The sequence below is a fragment of the Nitrospirota bacterium genome (assembly GCA_016194305.1).
GTDB lineage: Bacteria > Nitrospirota > Nitrospiria > JACQBW01 > JACQBW01 > JACQBW01.
Window position 1 is genome coordinate 21,397 of the sequence record JACQBW010000034.1, and the last position, 21,808, is coordinate 43,204.

Sequence of the window (21,808 nt, forward strand, 5' to 3'; positions counted from 1 at the left end):
AGCATCATAAGAAGACCTGATTATGATGCCCAACCCTCTTTCAATTAAAAAATGGTAGGCACGGGCGGTCTTGAACCGCCGACCTCTACCGTGTCAAGGTAGCGCTCTACCCCTGAGCTACGCGCCTGTGGGAAAAACTCTCATAAAAAAGGAAAAGCTCCAGGAAGACTCACAAGAGCTTGAAATAATATATAAAAATCTCCTCAGGAAGTCAAGCAGATAGCCCGGAAGGAGCGACTTATTCTTCTTTGTTGTTCTTTAGGATTTTAACCGGAATATTGAGCTCTTGGATCTTTTTTCGGAGGGTATTTCGATTTAATCCAAGTATTTCAGCCGCTTGGATCTGGTTACCGTTCGTTTCTTTTAACGTGAGGGTAATCAGAGGTCGTTCAAACTCCTGAAGGAGGGTGTTGTAAAGGTTACTCTTTTTGGCCGAATAATTTTTCTTAATAAAAGCCTTTAATTTAGATTCCAGGAAATCTTCTACATAGACGGCTTTCTCCCTGGAAATTTTTTCTTCTTTATCCCCTTCATGAGTGAGGGAATGGGATAACTCTTCGATATGAGGAGCCGTTCTTCTCAAAAATTTTGAAGGTCCGATGATTATGAGCGTCTTTTTGAGATCGGACTTGAGCACGTTGTTTAGAAGATGGGAATGTTTTTCCTCTTTTCCTGACTCCAGAAGAACCATACGGTTGCCGAGAGAAGAGGGCGAAGTGTGAGAAGCCTTTTCATAACTGGAGACTTCGCAGGAGATATTGGATTGCTGAAGTGTTTTTTCAAAAAGAGGGAGAAGTTCCGGATCATCGTGAAATAGAAAGACGGTCTGTTTCTGCATGAGGTTCCTTGAGAAAATAATTCTTTGGATTTTTAAAATTTAAAAAAGGAAGAGACTTGGAAAAAAGTATTTCATTTTTTAGCATATTCCAATTCAAGAGTCAATTCATTCATTCAACAGAGACCATGCTATGGAAGTCCGACAGGAGATAGTGTAATATGGAATCGACGAAAGAGTGATCAGAATGCAAAAAAGAAACATCAGGAAACGGGCCTCCGGCCATCGAAAATCACGAAAAAAGAGAGCCACTCTAATCAATGTTTATCAGTTGAAAATTGTCTTGATGAATATTGAGCCTCCGATCTGGCGGAGATTTATCGTGCCGGAATCAATGAGTCTTCATTCATTGCACCAGGTCTTCCAGATTGTCATGGGCTGGAGCGACAGCCATCTCCATCAATTCGTCTTAGGTGCCGATATTTACGCTGATCCCGAATCGGAACCGGATGGCGAAATGGGTAAAATGAAGAATGAACACCAGTTTCATCTGGGCGAGCTGTTGCCAATTGAGAGCACGGCGATTACCTATGAGTACGATTTTGGCGACGGCTGGAAACATCTTGTCTTTGTTGAGAAGATTTCCGCATCCGAGCAGGCGGATCGGGGGCGCCTCATCTGTCTGGAAGGGGAGAGAGCCTGTCCGCCCGAAGATTGTGGAGGCTGCCATGGCTATTCTGAAGTTCTTGATATCATTTTTAATCCTTCCCACCCTGATTACGAAGCGATGCTTGACTGGACCGGGAAGGATTTCAATCCAGAGATTTTTGATGTTCAGAAGGTGAACGCCCTTCTGAAGGAACTGGAGAGCTGAAATGGATCCCTCGAAAGAAAAATTTTTATTGGATCAGATAAAATGCCCGACGTGTGGCGACCTGATTCCGGTAAATGAAACATTGCATCACCAGTTGATCGAGGCGGCCCGGAAGGAATTAAAAGAAGAAAATGTCGTGCAGCAGAAGCGTGTTATGGCAAAAGAGACCGAGCTGAAAGAAAAAGAGAAAGCGCTCCTTATTGCCGAGAAAAATGTGGATCTGCTTGTTGAAAGCAGGTTAAAGCAGGAAAAGGACCGACTGCAATCTGACGCGGTATTAAGAGTAAGGGAAGAGTCGGCATTGCAAATCAAAGATATGAGTGCCCAGTTGGCGGAGAAAGATCAGAAATTGAGAATGGCCCAGACCGCCGAACTGGATATCAGAAAACAGAAGAGAGATCTGGAAGAAAAAGCGAAGTCGTTCGAACTGGAGTTAGCCAGAAAACTCGATGAAGAGCGAAGCCTGATTCAGGAGGAGGCTGTCAGAAACGTCTTGGCGGAACATTCGCTAAAAGACGCCGAAAAAGAAAAGAAACTTCAGGATGCCATCAAAGCCAATGACGAACTTCGTCGAAAACTCCAGCAGGGTTCCCAGCAGACGCAGGGAGAGGTTCTGGAACTGGAATTGGAAGAATTATTAAAAAGCGCATTTCCACATGATGATATTGTTCCGGTGACCAAGGGGATAAAAGGGGCAGATCTCCTGCAAAAGGTCTATAGTCCAAATGGTCAGCCTTGCGGGGTGATTGTGTGGGAATCGAAACATACGAAAGCGTGGAGCGAAAGCTGGATTTCGAAGCTCAAAGATGACCAGCGGGAGATGAAGGCCGACGTTGCGGTCCTCGTCACGGAAGTTTTGCCGAAAGAGACGAATCGCTTTGGTTTTAGAAACAACATCTGGATTACAAAGATGGATACGGTTCACGGCCTGGCTACAGCGATCCGCATCACGCTGATCCAGGTTACAGTCTCCAAACTCCTCTCGGTTGGCAAAAATGAAAAGATGGAAGTGTTATTCCAATATCTTTCCGGCGTGGAATTTAAACAGAAAGTTGAGGCCATTGTCGAAGCCTTCGTGGCGATGCAGGAAGATTTAAACGAAGAGAAGAGATTTTTTGCGAAAAGATGGGCAAAGCGCGAGAAACAGCTTGAAAGAGTCATTGCGAATACCGTCGGGATGTATGGAAATCTGCAGGGGCTGATGGGTGCTTCGATGCAAGCTATTCCCGAATTAGAGATGAAAAATGAACCGGATTCTGAGCCCCGGTTGGTCTTGAATGACCAGAACGACGATGATCTCTTCGACGCCTGAACATTTCAATACAGGTTTTTCAAACAGCTTCATATGCCCCCTGCCGAGGACTTCCACGATAAAATTTCTGGCTGTGGGTCGGCCAGGCCGCAGGAGCGAGGAAACCAGAGTGTACATCGTCAGTACATGAGGATTTCCGAGAGACGAGAACGTGGCAGATGTGCTGGTTCAGCAACCAGTTAGTGGGTTAGGTGAGATTTGAGAATATTCTCTACATGTGTCAAATTATCATAGGAAATGGCGGAATACCGCGACCCGCAATAATATTCCGTTGTCCCAAAGCCTTCTTCCTCTTTGGTCCAGACCACTTCTGCTACAAATTCTATCGTAATCGAATAATAATAGAGCTTCATATCCACTTTTGTCCCGATGGGAAGGTGGGTATTCGAGGTAAACATAAGACCGCCGGTTCCGAGGGTTTTGGCCATCGATTCAACCCTTTTTGGCAGAAATTCGCTCTTTAGTTTCGGCTTAAGTACTTGAAATTCCGTTTTTAAATCAACTGCCACTCGGGGATGTGCCCGTTTCCTGATATCGTCCGGTTGAGGTCCAGAAACCTGATTATTCATAGAGGTTCCTCCGATCTACTAACTATTAATTATAGCAGATTTCCAGGTTTTTGCCGGGCTTCAGTACCTATTTTTTGGAGGAGAGGAGGCGAGCTTTGGCCAGTTCGTCTTCGGCTTCTTTGATCAGGCCTTTTTTCTGGTAAAGGCGAGAAAGATTGGTATGGGCCATCACCGCGTCCGGTGAAAGCTCACAAAATTTCTGAGTGACCCGGATGGCGTCATCCAGGCGATTGTTTTTAAAGTAAAATTGTCCGAGAGCCTCCAACCCGTCGATAAACCCTGGTTCCTGCACCAATGCCTTTTCAAGATGGGCAATGGCATCTTCCAGCCGGCTTTCGCGAAACGATTTCATGGCTTCTCGAAAGAGATTTTTTGTGCTTTCCTGGGTCATTTTATAACCTTTCTAAGAATGAATAGCTTGAACCTCAGATAGTATAACTGGCCGATGCCCTACGTTGTCAATATGGAAGTAAAAGGATCTATGGCCTGAGGGGTTTTGATTGATTTTGAAATGTGGGTATGTTAGCTTTTATTCGAAAGAAATTTAACCGCAATTTAATGGATAGGGGGGAAGTTATGAAACAATTTGTTTTTGGGACTATTCTTTTATTTTGGATTGTTCCAGTGGCCCATGCTGAAGCCAAGGGTCATTGTGGAGAGATGGTTAAAGAGGCCCAGCAAGCGGTCGATCACGGAAAAGCAGGTCATATCAATGTTCTCGTTGAACATGCTGAGGCCATGATAAAACATGGCACAGAATGCGAAAAAGAGAGCACGGCGAAAGACCATGTTAAAGAGGCCCTCAAACATGAGGGAGAAGCGGTTGAACATGGAAAAGCGGGACATTTAGATGTCGCTTTGCATCATGCAGAGGGCGCACTCACTCATGCCAAAGAGGCAACCAAATAATATTCATTACCCCACTTCATTCTTCGCTTTCAGGATGTTAGCCGGAATGGATATGGAACATTCCGGCTAACACTCCCGGCTTTACAGACCGAAAATCGTTATAGCCCTTTCTTCGTGATTCTCTGGATGCCTTCTTGAATCGTCACAAAAGCATTGGAATTGCCAGCCTGGTGATCGCTTCGATTGTTTGGGGAGGGTCCATTGTCGCTCAAAAAATCGCGCTACAGAGTTGGCACCCGTATTTTGTCCTTTTCATCCGGGGCGCCGGAACCTTTCTGCTTATTTTTCCTTATCTATGGATCCGGAGTCAAATTACGTGGGGAGCACTTTATAGAGATCGGAAAAATCTTCTCTGGATGAGTATAAGCGGATTGGCGAATTCTCTTTTTGTTTTATTTGGCCTCCAGTATACGTCAGCCATGGTTGCCGGTATGATTATGGGGATTGGTCCGATCCTGATGGCGATTCTTCTTAAAATACTCGGCAGGCAATCCCTGGATCAGAAAGGTTGGATTGCCGCCTCTCTGACGGTATTCGGGGTGGGTTTCGTTGTTTTTCATCCATCGGAGGCGGTCGGAAATTCCAAAAATATCTGGGTCGGAGATGTTCTTGTTTTTTTAGGTGTGGTCTCCTGGTCCATTTATACCATCCTGAGCAAGGAGGCGATGTCGCATCATTCCCCCCTTTTACTCATGGCATTAACCTGGGCCGGGGTCATTTTTCTTGCTCCCCTCGCATGGAAAGAACAGGCCCCGTCGGGCGGGAATATCCTGATCGGATGGTCAGCTCTAGGCTATATTGTTGTTGTTGCGACCGTATTGGCTTTTTTTCTTTGGTTGATTGGACTTCAACAGATCGGATCAGCGCATTCCATGGTTTACTTGAATTTGATTCCCTTATCCGCAATCCTCTTTTCGGCTTTGCTGCTCGGAGAAACGATCCACTGGCGCCAATGGGTTGGGGGAGGAATGATTCTGTCAGGAGCCTGGATTGTGACGCTTCAGCAATGGAAAGATGAGGTCAGGAGGGTTTCAGTAAATTCTTAGGAAGAAACCGTGTGACGCCCCCTTTGTGTCCGGCCCATAACGTTCCTTCTGAATCTTCGACCAGCGCATAGATATCTTCATCAATTCGTTCTTCCATTTTTTCTGCATTTGAAAATTCCCTGCCGTTAAAATGAGAGATTCCATGATTTGTTCCGAGCCAGAAACCGCCTGCCGGGTCCGCCGAAATTGCGTAAACAACGTTACCGGCCAAGCCTTCCCGGGTGGTGTAGTTTTTCCATTGTTTTCCGTCAAACCGGGAAAGTCCTCCTCCCCATGTGCCGAACCATTTCACTCCTTCCGTATCAATCCACATTGAGAAGACATAATTTTCATTGTAGGTTTCTTTTCCTGCTTCATCCACTGTTTCAAGGTTATGTTTGTGACGGGCGAGCTGTATATCTTCCAATTGTTCTGATCCATGATGGAGAGCGGCTCCCTGTTTTAAATGAGAACTGTTTTCTGCGCCCAGCCCGTCTTGATGTGTCCAGGTTTGCCATTGTTTTCCGTCAAACCGGTTCACACCCCCTTCTGTTCCCATCCAGATCGACTGATCTCGATCGACAGCGACAGCATAAACCCAGGGATTGACCAGCCCATCCTTGACCCGGTAATTGGTAAAACGCTTGCCATCAAAGCGGGAGACTCCGTTCCATGTTCCGATCCACATGACGCCGTCGTTTTGATAGGCGATCTGATAAACCCAGGAATCGGCGAGATCGGGAGGTAAATAAGTCTGCCACCTTTCATCACTCATCAAGCGAGAGAGTCCTCCGGCATTGGTGCCGAACCATTTGGATCCTTCTTTCGAAGCTGAAATCGTGAAAATATAGGGGCTCTTGAGTCCATCTTTTTGAGTATAGGTCTGGAGAAGCACGCCCGATGTCCGCTGAATTCTCAGTGCTCCGAGAGAAGTCCCTACCCAGAGAAAGGGTCCGTCCAACGCGAGAGATCGCACATAGGTATCAGAACCGGTTTCAAAAGTATCAAAAGGGAGGTATTGAACATTTTCAACCGTCCGGGCGTTTGGTTGAGAGGCACTTTCTTTATGGGAACAGGCGAAAAGCGCTGCGAATGCGAAAAGGAAAAAAATACGGAAAGCGTTCAGTTCAATAAGTGACGTCATCGTGCCGGTTTTCTGTTCAACAGAAACAGGATCATGCCAAAGCCAAGCACTGCCATGGGAAAACTTAAAAATTGACCCATCGAAAATGGACCCAAAATGAGCCCGAGCTGGGGATCCGGTTCTCTAAAGAATTCGACAAAAAAGCGAAAGGTTCCGTACCATGCGATAAAAGACCAGAACAAGGCTCCTTGCGGGAGTTCCTTCCGATTTAAGATGAGCAAAATTAGAAATAGGACAACTCCCTCCAGCGCTGCTTCATAGAGTTGAGAGGGGTGCCGGCAGACCGACCCTCCCATTGGGAAAATCATGCACCAGGGAACATCCGTGGCTCGGCCAAAAAGCTCTCCGTTGATGAAATTGCCTAGCCGCCCTAAACCGAGACCGATCGGGATTGCCGGAATCGCGTAATCGGCTATCTGAAAAAATGAAATCTTCTTATGCTTTGCAAAAAGAATCATGGCGGTCAGTGTGCCCAGGAACCCGCCATGAAATGACATTCCTCCTTCCCAGACGTAAAAAATTCTCGCGGGATGTTCGAAGTAATATGAAAAATTATAAAAGAGCGTGTATCCGAGTCTTCCACCCAAAATGACTCCAAACGCGGCATAGGTGACGGCATCGCCGACATCTTCTTTCGAAAGAGAAAGCTGTTTTTTGTTTTCAATCTGCCTGGAGAGGAAAAGATAGCCGGCGATAAAACCCAAAAGATACATGAATCCGTACCAGCGGAATGCGAGCGGGCCAAGTCTAAAGAGGATGGGGTCAATATTCGGATAATTAAGCATATCAAGTAGGCTGTTGAAAAAGCCTCATTTGCTTTGTTCTCGAATCTCGACATACTCAACGTACCAGTCTCGTACGCCTCCGTTGTCTCGATTCTGCGGCCTAGCAACTGAAGCTTTTTGAACAGCCTGAAGATTTTTTAAGTTCGTATATATTACGGTGAATCGGTTTTGTTTGCAATAGGAGTTGAAGTTTTGTTAGAAAATCTCTAGGATACCCGAAGGAGAAAACGGGCATGGTCAAAAGAATTAAAAGAAAAATAAAAATCACACCGCACACCCGACATCTGATTTCCCTGGCGATGGTGATTTCTCCGCAATTCGGACCTTCCCGGGAAAGTCCATTCTTGCAGACCTCATTTGATCCGCCGGAATTATTGGCCGATTTTTTTCACCAGCATTTTAGAGTGGAGCTCTTTCCTGCCGATCGCTTCCTTTCTTTTGAAGAGTATCGGAAATGGGTTGCTTCGACAAAACCGGTAGAGTTTCTCAAAACAGAAATGAAAAAAGGATATCTCCATTTTGAAGCGGTACCTGAAACCTCACTTCGTGAAAACGCTTTGGAATGTCTCTTCTTGCCGATATTGGGTGCGGCGACCGATGCGGATTGGGCAGAGCAGCTCGAAGAATGGACGGAAGGATTCTCGGAGCTTCAAGGAACTGTCTTTCGACATCTGATTGAACCGGTGCTTGGGATTGTACCCGGAGTCGACAAATGTTTTTACCTGGGGCCCGCTCCGGTCAAGGGCATTAATCAGGTCATTTTTTATCTGCATGGCCGGGTTTCCGACGACTGCCGTTTGAATCAATGGCCGGTTCCGTCTCTTTTTCCGATTCTTGATTTCAAAATCATCGAAAAATTGCCGCTTAAATATCCCATCTCCTTTTAAAAATAATTTGAATTCATATTGATTGCCGGGTTTCTTCCTTTTCCGGATGCAATGTCTTGATCGAGGCATACAAGAGAAGATCGTATACGATCTTTAAACCGCCTCCGAGCAGAATAGGCGTTCCTGCGGAAAAGGTCAGGACAATCCATCCAGTCATCGCGGGACTTGCGGACTGTGCCAGGGTGCGGCTCATATTTGTGAGAGCCGCCGCCTTTTCCCGCTCATGATCTTGAACGACCAGCATTAAGAATGTCTGGCGGGTGGGGACATCCATCTGTGAGAGAAGATGTCTGGAAAATAGCAAAATAACAGCGACGGTTGCAGTTGGGCTTAAAGCCAAAGCGATCAAAACCAGATTGGAAATCAGGTGGGTAAAGACCATGGTCTTGACCAGTCCGAAGTTTTCGGCGATTCGGGGTGCCATGAGAAACGAGATGCCTGAAAGAAGCTGTGCACCGAATGAGATCCAGCCGAGCTGACCGAGATCCAAATGAAATCGGGTGTAAAACCAGTAAATAATAAGGCTTTGAATCACAAAACCGCCTGCGAAGGCGTCGAGAGCAAAAAGGGCGGCTAATCGTCTTACCAACGGCCTGGAAGGATGATCATCTTTATGAAAAACGCGCGGAAGAAGTTTGTCTTCGGAATTCAATAATCTGTAAGTGCAGACCTGGATCAGACCGCCTATCAAAAAAATCACGAAGACTGAACGAGTAGAAACCCAGGTCGTTCCGACGAGGGCTCCTCCCAGGGCGGCCGAAACATATCCCGCAAGATTATAATAACTCATCACTCCGATTAGCCGGTCACGTGAGACCGCTCGGCCGAGAAGGACTTGTTCCAGTGAGAGGAATGGACCGGTCTCTCCGATTCCCACGGCCAGGCTTCCCAGCATCGCTGCAGCGACGACGAGAATGGGGTGAGAGGAAGATAGAAACGATGCTCCCGATAACACAATCAGAAGAGAAAGTTGAACGAGTACGGACCGTGGGCCGAAAGATTCAGCGGGACGCCGGATCGCGAAGGTCAGCGCGGCACTCGACAAAAGCATTACCGTTACGGCCGCTCCGATCTCCTTCGAACCCATTCCAAGATTGTTGAGATAAACAGGGAAAAGGACTCCCAGAGATCCATAAGAAAAGGTTCTGACCGACTTGGCAAATAGAATAAGCCAGACATCCCTTTTCTGACCCAACAGATTTGGGACGACCGTTAACGAGGGTTCAAATTGATTCTTATTTTTGCTCTTTTTGATCTTCTGCGACCAAATCGTCATTGGGAACAATGTGAAGTTCCACCCGCCGGTTTTTGGACCGGCCTTCGGCGGTACTATTATCGCTCACCGGATTTTCACTTCCGAAACCTTTGGCTGTGACGCGGCTTGATCGGACACCGTTATCGACGAGAAAAAACTTTACCCCTTCAGCCCGATTCTGGGAAATTCTGTCGTTGACGCTCGCAGAGCCTGTGTTGTCCGTATACCCTGCGACAGTGATATCTGTCTTTGGATATTTTTTAAGAATATCCGATATTTTGGTCAGCGATGTTTTGGCTTCGGGTTTGAGTTCCGATTTACCGACATCGAAAAGGATTTTATCATTCATCGTTACGACAATTCCATCCTGGGTCCTTTGGGTTTCAGCTACCTTTTCCAGCTCGGCGGCCTGTTTATCCATATAGTTTCCGATGAGTCCTCCACCCAGGGCTCCGATTAGTCCGCCGATGAGAGCCCCTTGGCCGGCCTTTCCACTTTTGCTTCCGATCAATCCACCGACCGCTGCACCGCCTAAAGCGCCAAAGAGAGCTCCTTTTTCTGCCCGTTTATGTTCACCTTCGGTTGCGCATCCCGCAGTAAAGACAATGATTAAAAGTAGTGTGATTCCTTTCATTCCGAATCCTTTCATCCCGATGTTCTCCTATCGATAATAATGTTCAAGTGATTGGGTCAATGACATCCTAAATTTCAATTTTTTTCGACTCCTTAATACGATTGATGACGATATAGGACAAGATATAGGAAAGAAAAGCAACGATCAGTCCGATAATCGTGGTGCCAAGAAAAAAGGGACCGATATAAGGTTTTAAATTTTCAATAAATCGCAAAAGAGTCAAATGTTCCCAGGAGACCTGGGGTAAAACGGCAGACCCTCCGTATAAATAGATGCCGAACCAGAGACAAAGGCCATACAAGGGGGCGAAAGTCCAGGGATTATTGACAAATGCGCCGGCAAAAAGGGCGACCGGATTCAAACGAAAGAGCCAGGCTGATAACAGAACCATAATCGTATGAAAACCCAATATTGGAGAAAAGGCAATAAACACGCCGACGGCAAACGCAAGCGCTATTTTTCGGGGGGAGTCATTAAGATGAAGAAGTTCCTTTATTTTAATTTTGACTTTGGCAATCATGATTTCGAAGTTGATATGAAATGTTCAAATCCCATGTCTTTAAGTTTTAAAAGATTTCCTTCCCGATCGAGATAACGGATCCCCTTCTTTCGAGTTATTTTTCCGACCGACCGTGCCCCGATTTTACCAGATTGTATCAACTGATTCATGTTTTTTATTTTTTGGGGTGAAACCGAAAATAAAAGTTCGAAATCTTCTCCGCCTGAAAGGGCAACCAGGGCGGGATCGACTTTTCTTCTTTTTCCGTATTCCCGGAGTGACGGAGAAAGAGGAAGGTTGTCTAAATGAATCTCAGCGCCGACGTCGCTGGCCTGGGTGAGATTGAGAATATCAATAAAAAAGCCGTCGGAAATATCGATCATTGCAGAGGCCAGCTTTTTTTGAGAGAGCAGTTGTCCTTCCTTTAGCCGGGGCAGAGGGGTTAAGTGTCTGCGAAATAGCGATTTCCGCCAGGGTTCCGGATTTGAAGTGCCGAATTGTCTTAAGAGCTCCAGGCCTGCTTTGGAGTCACCCAGGGTACCTGTGACAAAAAGAGTGTCGCCTGGATGAGATCCGTGTCTTAAGAGGGAATGGTCCGGTCTGACCTCTCCAATCAGGGTAATCCCGATTGTGACCTTCGGTGCTTCGGAAAGATCTCCTCCAATCAGGCAGGTTCCATTCCGTTTTGCAAGTCTGTCTGCGCCGCGAATCAGTCCGAGAATTCTGGAAACTGAAGTGGTTGAAGGAAAAGCCAGGGAAAGCAGGAAATACCTGGGGAAGGCCCCCATTGCCGCGATATCACTTAAATTGGCCGCCATGGCCTTGTGGCCGGCCTGTTCAAACGTCGTATAATCGAAATCAAAGTCAATTTTTTCAATCAGCGTATCTGTGGTGAATACAAGATTCCTCCCGGGACGAGGCTGTATTATTGCGGCATCATCGCCCATTCCCACTTTGAGGTTCGGGCAGGCACGGAAAAATCTCTTAAATATCGATTTGAGTAGTTTTCTCTCTCCCCACTTTGAAACCAGCTCCTCAGGCATTGGCGGATACAGGAAGACGCTTCCGGGGAACATGATGAGAGGTTTGAATCTGACGTTTTAACGCGTGCTGGAGGACTTCCTCAGTGGTTTCGACAAAAATCAGTTTCAGATCCTTTTGAATATGTTTTGGAATTTCCTCCAGGTCTTTTTCGTTCCTTTTCGGCAAAAGGATGGTTTTGATGCCGGCCGCTTTTGCGGCCAGAATTTTTTCTTTGAGTCCTCCAATGGGCAGGACTCTTCCGCGTAACGTAATTTCGCCGGTCATTGCCACCTCTTTTCGAACCGGGATTGCGGTCAGAGCAGAAGCGATTGAACAAGCCATTGTAATCCCTGCGGAAGGACCGTCTTTGGGAATGGCTCCAGCCGGAACATGAATATGGATATCGTTTTTTGAGAAAATATCCGGATGGATTCCGAGCTCCTTGCTTTTTGACCGGATAAAGCTCAGAGCGGCCTGGGCCGATTCCTTCATGACATCTCCTAACTGGCCGGTGAGAATCAGATTCCCTTTTCCTCTCATGAGCGTCGCTTCCACGTATATAATATCTCCTCCCACTTCGGTCCAGGCGAGACCGGTCGTGACGCCGACCTCGTCTTTCTTCATTTCTTCTTCGGGGAGGTACTTGGGAATTCCGAGATATTGATTCAGGTTGGTTGGCGTGATCGAATAAAGTTTCGGTTTTCCTTCTGCGATTTTCCGGGTTACTTTTCGGAAGACCTGCGCGATTTCTCTTTCCAGATTACGGACGCCGGCTTCCCGGGTATGTTCGGATATGATTTTTCTTAAAGCCGCTTCAGTCAGCTGTGCGTGTTTTTTTGTAATTCCATTGGCTTCCAGCTGTCTCGGAATCAGATACTGCATGGCGATACCCAGTTTTTCTTCTAGGGTATAGCCGGAGATTTCAATCACTTCCATTCGGTCCCGGAGCGGTCCCGGAATGGTGTGGATTAAATTAGCCGTGGTAATAAACATGACGTTTGATAGATCGAACGGGACAGCCAGATAGTGATCCATGAACGCATTGTTCTGCTCCGGGTCAAGCACTTCCAGAAGGGCAGATGAGGGGTCTCCCCTGAAATCTGTTCCAATTTTGTCTATTTCATCCATCATAAATACGGGATTGAGCGTTCCCGCCTGTTTGATTCCCTGAATAATCTTTCCGGGGAGGGCTCCGACATACGTACGGCGATGTCCGCGGATTTCCGCTTCATCCCGGATTCCGCCGAGTGAAATACGGACAAATTCTCTACCGAGGGATCGTGCGATCGATTTACCCAATGAAGTTTTTCCGACTCCGGGAGGTCCTGCGAAACAGAGTATCGGTCCTTTCATTTTCTCCTTCATTTTTCGGACGGCCAGAAACTCCAGGATTCTTTCTTTGACCTTTTCCAGATCGAAATGGTCCTCATTGAGCACCTTGGATGCCAGTTTGATGTTCAGTTTATCCTTCGATTTTTTACTCCAGGGGAGTTCTGCGACGGTTTCGAGGTAGGTTCTTAAGGTAGCCGCCTCGGCGCTGTCTGGGTGCATTCTTTCCAGTCTCTTTAACTGTTTATCCGCCTCTTTTCCCACTTTTTCCGGCATCTTGGCTTCTTTAAAACGTTTTCTTAATTCGCCAATCTCCTCCGACCGCTCATCCAGGTCTCCGAGTTCCTTTTGAATCGCCTTGACCTGTTCCCTTAAGTAATACTCCCGCTGGGTCTTGTCCATTTCCCCTTTGGCTTCGGCCTGAATTTTTTGCTGCATGGAAAGAACATCGATTTCCTTGGCAAGGACTTCGCTCACTTTGCGGAGCCGTGCGACTGGATCAATCATTTCCAGGATTTCCTGGGCGACATCGACTTTCAAGCCCAAATTGGAGGCGATCATATCAGCAAGACGTCCCGGGTCTTCGATGTTTTCGAGAATGACCATAATGTCGGGAACCACAATTCTTCCAAAATTGATTATCTTTTCAAGTTGTTCCTTCACCGTCCTCATCAAAGCCTCCACTTCCAATGGAAGTTTTTCCTGTTTTGTTTCGGGAATCTTTTCAATTTTGACGGTGAAAAACGGAGATGTTTCCGTATACTCCAGGACCTTTGCCTTCGAGATGCCCTGAACCAGAATCTTGATCCGGCCGTCCGGAAGTTTCAACATCCTCATCACCATACCGATGGTTCCAACCGTAAACATATCTTGTGGACCCGGATTTTCAATTTCAAGCGACTTTTGCGCGACCAGGAGGACCAGTTTATTCGACCCGAGGGCATGTTCAATCGCCTTGATGGAGAGATCTCTCCCCACAAAGAGAGGTAGGACCATGTAAGGGAAAACGACGATGTCCCGGATCGGGAGCAGGGGAAGAAGATTTGGGATTTCTATCTGGGAAGCTTCATTTTCAGCTGAGGTCGACAATGTGTGATCCTTTTATGGTTTATAATTTCAGTGACTTTAAATATTCTTTAAATGCTTTTCCAAATTCAGAATTTTTTAGGCCAAATTCAACCGTGGCCTTTAAAAGGCCGAGTTTGTCACCTGCGTCATGCCTTTTCCCTTCGATCTCATAAGCGTAGGAAGCATTTTCGCGCGTGTATGCCTTTAAACCATCGGTCAGTTGAATCTCCCCATTTTTACCCGGCTTCGTCTTTTCAAGAATGGTCAATATTTCCGGAGTCAAAATATATCTTCCGATAATGGCAAAATCAGAGGGAGCTTCATCGGCAGTCGGTTTCTCGACCAGGTCTGAAATCTTATATATCCCTTTTGCCTGAAGCGCTCCGGAGATTACCCCATATTGATGGATTTGATTCCTGGGGACCCGGTGTACGCCGATGACGGGGGCATGATACCGATGATAAATTTCGATCATCGAAAGGAGAGTCGGCTTGACGGAATCGATAATATCATCTCCCAGGAGGACGGCAAAGGGTTCGTTTCCAATTAAATGGGCCGCGCATAATATGGCATGGCCGAGTCCGAGGGCTTCCGGCTGACGGACATAACAAAATTTTGCAGAATTCGAGATCTTTCTGAGGTTTTCAAGGGCCTCCTTTTTCCCTTTCGATTTCAGATTTTCTTCCAGTTCGAAAGAGATATCGAAATGATCTTCGATGGCCCGTTTACCTCTTCCTGTGACAATGATGATTTCGGTAATGCCGGATGCAACCGCTTCTTCGACCACATATTGAATAAGGGGCTTGTCAACGAGAGCGAGCATCTCTTTGGGAGAGGCTTTGGTAGCAGGAAGGAATCGGGTTCCCAGACCCGCGGCTGGAATAATCGCTTTGCGTAACGGGTGCTCGGATTTTTCTCTTTTCATCATGATCTAAATAGCAAAGAACGGGTTCAGAAATGGCCGCTACAGAATACGGGCTAATCTGGAAATTTCATGGAAGTACGGTAAAATGATCGTTTTCGGCCATCATATAAGAGATAAACCTTGAAAGTCAACTTATTCGCTTTTTGGGGACCGATTCCTTGACAGATTACAATTCCTCGGTTATCTTTTCAAAAGCCTAACAGGGCGAAACAATATATTAATCTATTGTTAATGTTTTTATTATCTCAATAATTGGAGGAGGATGACTTTGGTCAACAAATCTCTTGAAGGAAAAGATCTCGGTCTGGAATGTAAAGATCGCTGCCAGCTTCCCCGACTTGTCGAATTGGCCACTTATGACGATTTGACTAAAATATTGAATCGAAAAGGAATCATTGCCTCGCTGGAAAGTGAATTTAGAAGGGTTTTCAGACATAAATATCCACTTTCGCTTCTCTTGATCGATTTGGACCATTTTAAAAAGATTAATGATTCTCACGGGCATATCCAGGGTGATTTTGTATTAAGAGCTTCTTCTTCAAGGATGAAAGAAGCCCTTCGGCAAGAAGACTACCTTGGGCGATATGGCGGGGACGAATTTCTGGCAGTTCTTCCGCATACCGATTTTAAAGGAGCGATGATCGTAGCACAGAGACTGGTGGAAGAGTTTAGCCAGGCGCCTCTTCAAAGAGGCAAGCTGTCGTTTAATCAAACGGTCAGTATCGGCGTCGCATCCTATGAATCAGGTGATACGCTGACCTCATTTCTGGAAAGAACAGATGGTGCCCTTTATCAGTCTAAAACCGATGGCAGGTGCAGATGTTTTGGTCGGTTTAGCGATTAGGTCGAAATTCCTCGAGTATTTCACGGAAGATCTTATGAACTCTTTTCCGGGTTGATTCCCTGCCCTCATCACCTTTGATAAGGTAATCTGCGTATTTCCTTTTTTGCGAGTGAGAGAATTGTGCCCGAACTCTTTTGACACTTTCGTCCCGTGTCAGGTGATTTCGTTTGATTAGCCGGCTAATCTGGATTTCTCGCTTCACATGGACCAAAACCACGGCATCCATCTTTACGAATGAGCCGGTTTCAATTAAGAGCGGACTATCATATACGATCACGGCGTTCCGGTTTTTTCTTTTAATTTGTCTTTCAATTACTCTCTCCTTTTTGAAGATTTCTGGATGAACGATGGTGTTCAGAATTTTTCTTTTTTCAGGGTTTTCAAACACAATTTTCCCCATTTTTTTCCGGTCAATTTCTCCTTTTTTGTTTAAACAGGAAGGACCGAAGGCGCGGACCATTTTTTTGTAAGCCGGTGTCCCGATTTCGGTTACTTGCCGTGCGATCAAATCGGCGTCGATAAGCTCGGTTCCCAAGGCTTTAAACATCTTGGCTATTCTGCTTTTTCCTGCAGCGATACCTCCCGTAAGGCCAATTTTCAAAATTCCCATATTTGACGGTTCCTTAAGCCTTTGATACACTTTATAAAATAAGTCAGCGGTCCAAAATTATACAATTTGTATTGAAAAATCAACTATTTATATCATCGAGGCCCCTATGAGTTCAGATCCAAGAATTACCCTGCTGAAATCGAATATTGAAAAAATCATTACCGGTAAGGGGGAAATTGTTAAAATGGCTATCGTCACCCTTCTGGCAAAAGGCCATCTTTTAATCGAAGATGTTCCCGGCGTCGGGAAAACGACCTTGGCCCAATCGATTTCCCGTTCAACGGACTGTTCGTTTAAGCGGATACAATTTACCAGCGATCTTCTCCCATCCGATATACTCGGGGTTTCGGTTTACGACCAGATAAAACAGAGGTTTCAATTTATGCCCGGACCAGTCTTTTCAAACATCATTCTTGCGGATGAAATCAATCGAACGACGCCGAAGACACAAAGTGCTCTTCTCGAAGCCATGAGCGAAGCCAAAGTTTCCATCGAAAACCGGACGATTCCGCTTCCGCAACCCTTTATGGTGATTGCGACCCAGAATCCGATTGAGTATCAGGGAACCTATCCCCTTCCGGAATCCCAGCTGGACCGATTTATGATCTGTCTTAGAATGGGATATCCCTCGGTTGAAGATGAGAAAAAAATTCTGAGATCTCGAATCTTCTCCCATGCGATTGATCAATTGAAGCCTGTATTGACCGGAAAAGATATCCTGGACCTTCAGGAAAGGGTTGAGGAAGTCAAGGTGTCAGATCCGGTCGTCGACTACATGTTGGCGATTGTCGAGGCGAGCAGGACCTCTGATCTATTTGAATTAGGGGTGAGTACGCGGGGGACCGCCTTCCTCTTCCGGTCGGTTCAGGCTCTGGCATTTGTAGAAGGAAGAGAGTATGGAACTCCGGATGACGTCAAACGGCTGGTCCCGCTCGTCTTCTCACATCGGGTGATTGTTCATCCCGAGAAATCAATTAAAGGACGGGGCCTGGAAATTCATCCTATTTTAACGCTTCTCAAAGAGATCCCCGTTCCTTTATAGCCGATGAGGGTTCTTAAACTTTCGATCAAATCAAAATCTCTGATTGTCACTTCATTAGGTGTCCGTTTTATTCTGATGATGATGGCAGTCGGTATCGCCGCCGTCAATACCGGCAACAATCTTCTCTATCTTATTTTAGCCATGATGCTGAGTCTCATGGTCATTTCAGGGGTGTTATCGGACACTTCTTTATATCGGCTCCGCTACGGCCGGGAATTGCCATCTGCGATCTATGCCGGTCAGCCCGTCAATATGATCCTGACGGTATTTAACGACAAGAAAATTATCCCGGCATTTTCTCTGCTTATTGAAGACTCGCTTGAAAAATATTCGGAAGGGTCGATTAAAGATAAATATTTTTTCAAGCTTCCACCGGCGACATCGCAGAAACGCTCCAGCCGAATTACTTTTGAAAAGCGCGGTGTCTACCCGCTCCAGGGGGTTTCATTTGCAACACGATTCCCGTTTGGAATATTTACGAAGATCAGAAAAGAGGAAGAATCCCCCGGTTCAGAGATTGTCGTTTTTCCGAGAATTTTCAAAGTTTCAAGCCTAAACGAAAGAGAAACCCTGGTGGGATCTCATTTTTCGACCCGGAAAGGGCAGGGGATCTCTCTTTATCAATTTCGGCCCTACCATCATGGAGAAGATGCCCGTTCCATCCATTGGAAGACCTCGGCCCGGAAACAAAAACTGATTGTCAGAGAGTACGAAGAGGAAAAAGAAAAGAAAATTTCAATCGGAATATCGAACAGCGCTCCGATTCCCCCGTCAAATGATGATTTGATTCGATTTGAAAAAGGGATCGAGCTGGCCGCCTCTTATGTTTCGTTTTATTTGAAAGAAGGGTATCAACTTGCGTTCTTTACCGATGAGACGGTTCTTCCTCTGGGCATGGGAGCGGCCCATTTGAAGGAGATTTTAACCTTACTGGCCTCTCTAAAAGCAGTACATCAGTCAGGTCCACTGCCTCGATCGACTCATCCAACAGAAATCCCGGTCTTACTGATCTCTCCTTTGAGCCAAAACCAATTCAATTTCAAAAACGACGTAAAGATTTTTCAGCCTGACGAAATTGATCGTCTTGTCTACTGGAGCGGGGAATGAAGTTCAGAACCTCTTTTATTCTCTCAGTACACCTGATGGCGCTGGCCAGTTTTCAAGCCTTGATTCAGACCCACGAGCTTCCGTTGATCTTTTCTCTTTTGATTGTGACTCTGATCGTAACCAGTTTTGTACTCAATCTGAAATATAAGTCGCTAAAAGTGAACAAAAGCCTGGTCAACGGAGTGATTTTTGGCGCGGCATTTTTCTTTTTGGGAGACTGGATTTATTGGTCCCGCGGTCTCTTGATGGCCAGCACGCATTTCTTGAATCTTCTGCTGATCATAAAACTCTTCACGTTGAAACGCTCGAAAGACTATATTCAGCTCTTTGTCGTCAGTTTTCTTCAGGTTCTGGCTGCTTCTGCCATGAGTATCCAGATTTCGTTTGCGGTTTCACTTCTTGTCTACCTCATGATGGCAACCTGGGGAATGATACTTTACCAGATGAAAGCCGATATCGAGTATCGTAACCAGATATCCGGATTTCAGGACAATATTCATTTCCCCGAAACGTTCGAGTCAGAAGAAGTGGTCACTTTTCCTCTCGTCGTGACGACACTTGGCGTCGGCGTCATTTCATTTGTCTTCACGCTGATGATCTTTTTCATGATTCCCAGAATGGGAGCAGGATTTTTTCAGAAGAAAGAAGGGGAGGAAATTCGTACCAGCGGTTTTTCTGAAAAGGCCGACTTTGGAAGCCTGGCGCCGATTAAACTGGATTCAACGACAGTCATGCGGGTTTCCATGTCGTCGGCCCCTTTTAAGATCTATATTAAAGGGACTTCCTTTAATGTCTATGATGGAAAGGGGTGGAAAAATACCCTTCATGTTCAGAAAAATCTTTCTGCGGATGAAGAGATTCCCGCGCCTTTGAAATCCGAATCGATCATCACACAGGAATATGTGGTCGAACCCATGGATACGTTAGCCATCTTTGCCCTCTCCCAGCCTGTCCGTTTGGAAGGCGGGTTCCGTTCTTTCAATCAGGATCAAATGGGAAATCTGACCATGCAGATTAACCCGGGAAACCGCCTTGCTTATAAAATTATTTCTTCGCTTCCGGTCATTTCCAGGCAGGATCGGGAGGCGAAAGTCGCACAGATTCCTCTCCAGTCCGGCGGACAGACCTATGTCGAATACCCCTTTCCGCATCCGGAGAAGCTGGAAGATCTCGCCCGGCATGCTTCGGAAGGGACCTCGACTCTCCTGGAAAAAGCATCGGCAGTGCAGCAATATTTAAAAAATAACTATACTTATTCACTGAACGTGTCCCCGTCAAAAGAATATTCGCCGATGGAGGATTTCCTTTTCCATCAGAAAAAGGGATACTGTGAGCATTTTGCAACGGCCATGGTCCTTATGATGAGAAGCTTGGGAATTCCATCCCGTTTGGCCACGGGATATTCTCCTGAAGAGTGGAATCCTTACGGCAACTATTTCAAAGTGCGCCAGAGCGACGCCCATGCCTGGGTGGAAGTCTACTTTCCGAACAGCGGATGGATTACCTTTGATCCGACGCCCGAAGGAAGAAACTCCCCGTTGAATCTTACATTAACCGCCCAGCTGAAGAAGAGCCTTTTTCCGGTGGATCAAATGTTTGACGCACTCCGACTCAAGTGGGATCGCTATGTGGTCCATTATTCCATTCAGGATCAAATGGAGGTGGGGACGGTTCTTCAAAAAAAGGGAACATTCTATGCGGGCTATTTGAAAGAGAAGATCCATCGATTATCCGAAAATCCTTCCCGATACCAGAAAAGCGCGGCCGTGTTGATTTTGATCATTTCAGGAGCGGTTCTCATATACTTCGGAATCAAAAAGCTTTATCCGAATGGGTTTGGAAGGCCGTTTGCTGAAAAAGAGGAGAATGAGGCAGTAACTTATTACCTTAAATTACTTCAGATTCTCTCCCGGTATCATCTGAACAAGAAACCCCAGCAAACACCTCATGAATTTTTGGCTGAATCAGAAGAAACACTTCACCTGATCGGAGATCCGTTTTATCCGGGAGCAGAACGACTTACCGAACTCTATTACCAGAATCGTTTCGGTGAGAAAGATCTTTCTCAAGAAGAAAGAAAGCGTTCCGAAGACCTCCTGAAGACCCTCCGCGAATTTTCAACTCCTTCCCGGAATTAAGGGCACACCCTACTTAATGGATGACCTCTCATCTGAAGAATAAACCAATCTTATAATATTAAAGATAGCAAAAACAAAGCGCGATAGGGCGCGAGAAGGGTATTCAGCATAATAAGAGGGAGTCATTTCCTCGAAAGACGTCGCAGGGACCAAAGTCGATTCCGCAGGTCATCCTGAACGAATGTGGTTGAAACAACAGATATTTGATTTATTGGTGACCTCATGGCTTAGACTACTTCCAGATATCCACAACCTTGGACCATTTCTACCGATATACGATTACTTTTGGTAATACACACCCGTTGACTCATAAATAAATGTTAGCGAAGTAATATAAGGAACAGAGCATCAGATTCTATATTTGTGAAAGAGTTAAGAGGGATTTCTCCTTCTTTCTTATCTCTTCAAGGTATTTCAAAAGTATTTCAAAATCAACTTAGCTTTTTTTAAACCAAACTGGAATAGTTACCGAATCGGCGGGTTTTTTGCCCGAAATAAAATGAAGGTCGGACCATTTTTCCTATTTTTTCAGGACAACGTGGGTTGCCTGCTCGGCAGCAACGCGCTCAATGCACTTGAAACCCAAGGCATTTAGATCGAGACCGGAAAAAAGATTCTCACCCTTTCCCATCAGAACGGGCATCAAGGCCAGGTGCATCTCATCGATCAAGCCGGCCTGTAAATACTGCCGGATGGTGGAGACGCCACCGCCTATCCTAACATCCTTATTGCCCGCGGCTTTTCGGGCCTGCTGGAGGGCCGATTGGATCCCATCGGTCACGAAGATAAATCGGGTCCCACCTTCCATTTCCAGGGGCGGACGGGTGTGGTGGGTCAATACGAAGGTCGGAACATGATAGGGCGGGTTAGTTCCCCACCATCCTTTCCAGCTTTCGTCCGGCCAGGGGCCACGAATGGGACCGAACATGTTCCGGCCCAATATCCAGGCTCCCATGTTCTGGAAGGATCTTTCGCCAAATTGGTTGTCCACACCGGTCGTGCCGCCGCCATTCCCATGCATATCGTTGAATACCTTCGTAGGGAAAAACCAACC

22 protein-coding genes and 1 tRNA gene are annotated in these 21,808 nt (G+C 46.2%); 9 read left to right on the forward strand and 14 right to left on the reverse strand.

The features are described 5' to 3' along the window. Positions 1-52: 52 nt before the first annotated feature. A tRNA-Val gene (locus HY200_10295) sits at positions 53-127 on the reverse strand. A 111-nt stretch (positions 128-238) separates the two neighbouring features. Then, on the reverse strand, positions 239-838 hold the full coding sequence (locus HY200_10300) for a hypothetical protein (protein MBI3595334.1): 600 nt from the start codon (positions 836-838) through the stop codon (positions 239-241). 184 nt (positions 839-1,022) lie between these two features. Here HY200_10300 and HY200_10305 point away from each other — a divergent pair, with 184 nt between their 5' ends. Both HY200_10305 and HY200_10310 read left to right on the forward strand, forming a co-directional pair. After that, complete coding sequence (locus HY200_10305; protein ID MBI3595335.1) at positions 1,023-1,649, forward strand: plasmid pRiA4b ORF-3 family protein; 627 nt, start codon at positions 1,023-1,025, stop codon at positions 1,647-1,649. Position 1,650: 1 nt separating this feature from the next. After that, a complete protein-coding gene (locus HY200_10310) occupies positions 1,651-2,961 on the forward strand; it encodes a DUF2130 domain-containing protein (protein ID MBI3595336.1) in 1,311 nt (436 codons plus the stop codon). Between the two features lie 179 nt (positions 2,962-3,140). Here HY200_10310 and HY200_10315 read toward each other — a convergent pair whose 3' ends face one another. Continuing rightward, positions 3,141-3,530 carry a PilZ domain-containing protein gene (locus HY200_10315; GenBank protein ID MBI3595337.1) on the reverse strand — a complete coding sequence of 130 codons (390 nt, stop codon included), beginning with the start codon at positions 3,528-3,530 and terminating at the stop codon, positions 3,141-3,143. A 67-nt stretch (positions 3,531-3,597) separates the two neighbouring features. Continuing rightward, a complete protein-coding gene (locus HY200_10320; protein ID MBI3595338.1) occupies positions 3,598-3,921 on the reverse strand; it encodes a tetratricopeptide repeat protein in 324 nt (107 codons plus the stop codon). Between the two features lie 185 nt (positions 3,922-4,106). Here HY200_10320 and HY200_10325 point away from each other — a divergent pair, with 185 nt between their 5' ends. Continuing rightward, positions 4,107-4,439: a metal-binding protein SmbP gene (locus HY200_10325; protein MBI3595339.1), complete on the forward strand. Its 333-nt coding sequence runs from the start codon at positions 4,107-4,109 to the stop codon at positions 4,437-4,439. Positions 4,440-4,573: 134 nt separating this feature from the next. Next, positions 4,574-5,485, forward strand: a complete 912-nt coding sequence (locus HY200_10330; GenBank protein MBI3595340.1) for an EamA family transporter — start codon at positions 4,574-4,576, stop codon at positions 5,483-5,485. On the opposite strand, the gene HY200_10335 is transcribed toward HY200_10330, so the two are convergent. Both HY200_10335 and HY200_10340 read right to left on the reverse strand, forming a co-directional pair. Further along, entirely contained in the window at positions 5,460-6,608 is a 1,149-nt protein-coding gene (locus tag HY200_10335) for a regulator (protein MBI3595341.1), read from the reverse strand. The genes HY200_10330 and HY200_10335 overlap by 26 nt on opposite strands. After that, complete coding sequence (locus HY200_10340) at positions 6,605-7,393, reverse strand: prolipoprotein diacylglyceryl transferase (protein MBI3595342.1); 789 nt, start codon at positions 7,391-7,393, stop codon at positions 6,605-6,607. Before HY200_10340 ends, HY200_10335 begins: the two co-directional genes overlap by 4 nt. Positions 7,394-7,626: 233 nt before the next feature. On the opposite strand from HY200_10340, the gene HY200_10345 reads away from it, so the two are divergent. Continuing rightward, entirely contained in the window at positions 7,627-8,280 is a 654-nt protein-coding gene (locus tag HY200_10345; GenBank protein MBI3595343.1) for a hypothetical protein, read from the forward strand. Between the two features lie 13 nt (positions 8,281-8,293). Here the strand turns inward: HY200_10345 and HY200_10350 are convergent, their stop codons facing one another. From HY200_10350 to galU, 6 genes are read right to left on the reverse strand one after another with little or no spacing between them, the layout of a single operon-like run. Beyond that, positions 8,294-9,556 (reverse strand): MFS transporter, encoded by a 1,263-nt coding sequence (locus tag HY200_10350; protein ID MBI3595344.1) that lies wholly within the window; start codon positions 9,554-9,556, stop codon positions 8,294-8,296. After that, on the reverse strand, positions 9,516-10,184 hold the full coding sequence (locus tag HY200_10355) for an OmpA family protein (GenBank protein MBI3595345.1): 669 nt from the start codon (positions 10,182-10,184) through the stop codon (positions 9,516-9,518). Before HY200_10355 ends, HY200_10350 begins: the two co-directional genes overlap by 41 nt. A gap of 52 nt (positions 10,185-10,236) precedes the next feature. After that, complete coding sequence (locus tag HY200_10360) at positions 10,237-10,689, reverse strand: DUF2062 domain-containing protein (protein ID MBI3595346.1); 453 nt, start codon at positions 10,687-10,689, stop codon at positions 10,237-10,239. Beyond that, positions 10,686-11,711: a thiamine-phosphate kinase gene (gene thiL, locus HY200_10365; GenBank protein MBI3595347.1), complete on the reverse strand. Its 1,026-nt coding sequence runs from the start codon at positions 11,709-11,711 to the stop codon at positions 10,686-10,688. The genes HY200_10360 and thiL overlap by 4 nt, the downstream gene beginning before the upstream one ends. Further along, positions 11,704-14,109, reverse strand: coding sequence for an endopeptidase La (gene lon, locus HY200_10370; GenBank protein MBI3595348.1), 2,406 nt, complete (start codon positions 14,107-14,109; stop codon positions 11,704-11,706). The genes thiL and lon overlap by 8 nt, the downstream gene beginning before the upstream one ends. Before the next feature lie 19 nt (positions 14,110-14,128). Further along, positions 14,129-15,013 carry a UTP--glucose-1-phosphate uridylyltransferase GalU gene (galU, locus tag HY200_10375; GenBank protein MBI3595349.1) on the reverse strand — a complete coding sequence of 295 codons (885 nt, stop codon included), beginning with the start codon at positions 15,011-15,013 and terminating at the stop codon, positions 14,129-14,131. A 262-nt stretch (positions 15,014-15,275) separates the two neighbouring features. Here galU and HY200_10380 point away from each other — a divergent pair, with 262 nt between their 5' ends. Further along, the gene (locus tag HY200_10380; GenBank protein MBI3595350.1) at positions 15,276-15,857 is read left to right on the forward strand and encodes a GGDEF domain-containing protein; all 582 of its coding nucleotides are present in this window, start codon (positions 15,276-15,278) and stop codon (positions 15,855-15,857) included. Here the strand turns inward: HY200_10380 and HY200_10385 are convergent. Then, positions 15,847-16,467: a dephospho-CoA kinase gene (locus HY200_10385; protein MBI3595351.1), complete on the reverse strand. Its 621-nt coding sequence runs from the start codon at positions 16,465-16,467 to the stop codon at positions 15,847-15,849. The two genes, HY200_10380 and HY200_10385, sit on opposite strands and share 11 nt — an antisense overlap. Positions 16,468-16,573: 106 nt before the next feature. Here HY200_10385 and HY200_10390 point away from each other — a divergent pair, with 106 nt between their 5' ends. The 3 genes from HY200_10390 to HY200_10400 are packed head-to-tail and all read left to right on the forward strand — an operon-like array spanning position 16,574 to position 20,754. Beyond that, positions 16,574-17,509: a MoxR family ATPase gene (locus tag HY200_10390; protein MBI3595352.1), complete on the forward strand. Its 936-nt coding sequence runs from the start codon at positions 16,574-16,576 to the stop codon at positions 17,507-17,509. Between the two features lie 3 nt (positions 17,510-17,512). Beyond that, a complete protein-coding gene (locus tag HY200_10395) occupies positions 17,513-18,616 on the forward strand; it encodes a DUF58 domain-containing protein (GenBank protein MBI3595353.1) in 1,104 nt (367 codons plus the stop codon). Continuing rightward, on the forward strand, positions 18,613-20,754 hold the full coding sequence (locus tag HY200_10400) for a DUF3488 domain-containing protein (protein MBI3595354.1): 2,142 nt from the start codon (positions 18,613-18,615) through the stop codon (positions 20,752-20,754). Before HY200_10395 ends, HY200_10400 begins: the two co-directional genes overlap by 4 nt. A gap of 520 nt (positions 20,755-21,274) precedes the next feature. On the opposite strand, the gene HY200_10405 is transcribed toward HY200_10400, so the two are convergent. Further along, positions 21,275-21,808, reverse strand: a 534-nt coding sequence (locus tag HY200_10405) for a dihydrofolate reductase (GenBank protein ID MBI3595355.1), incomplete at its 5' end; no start/stop codon positions are given.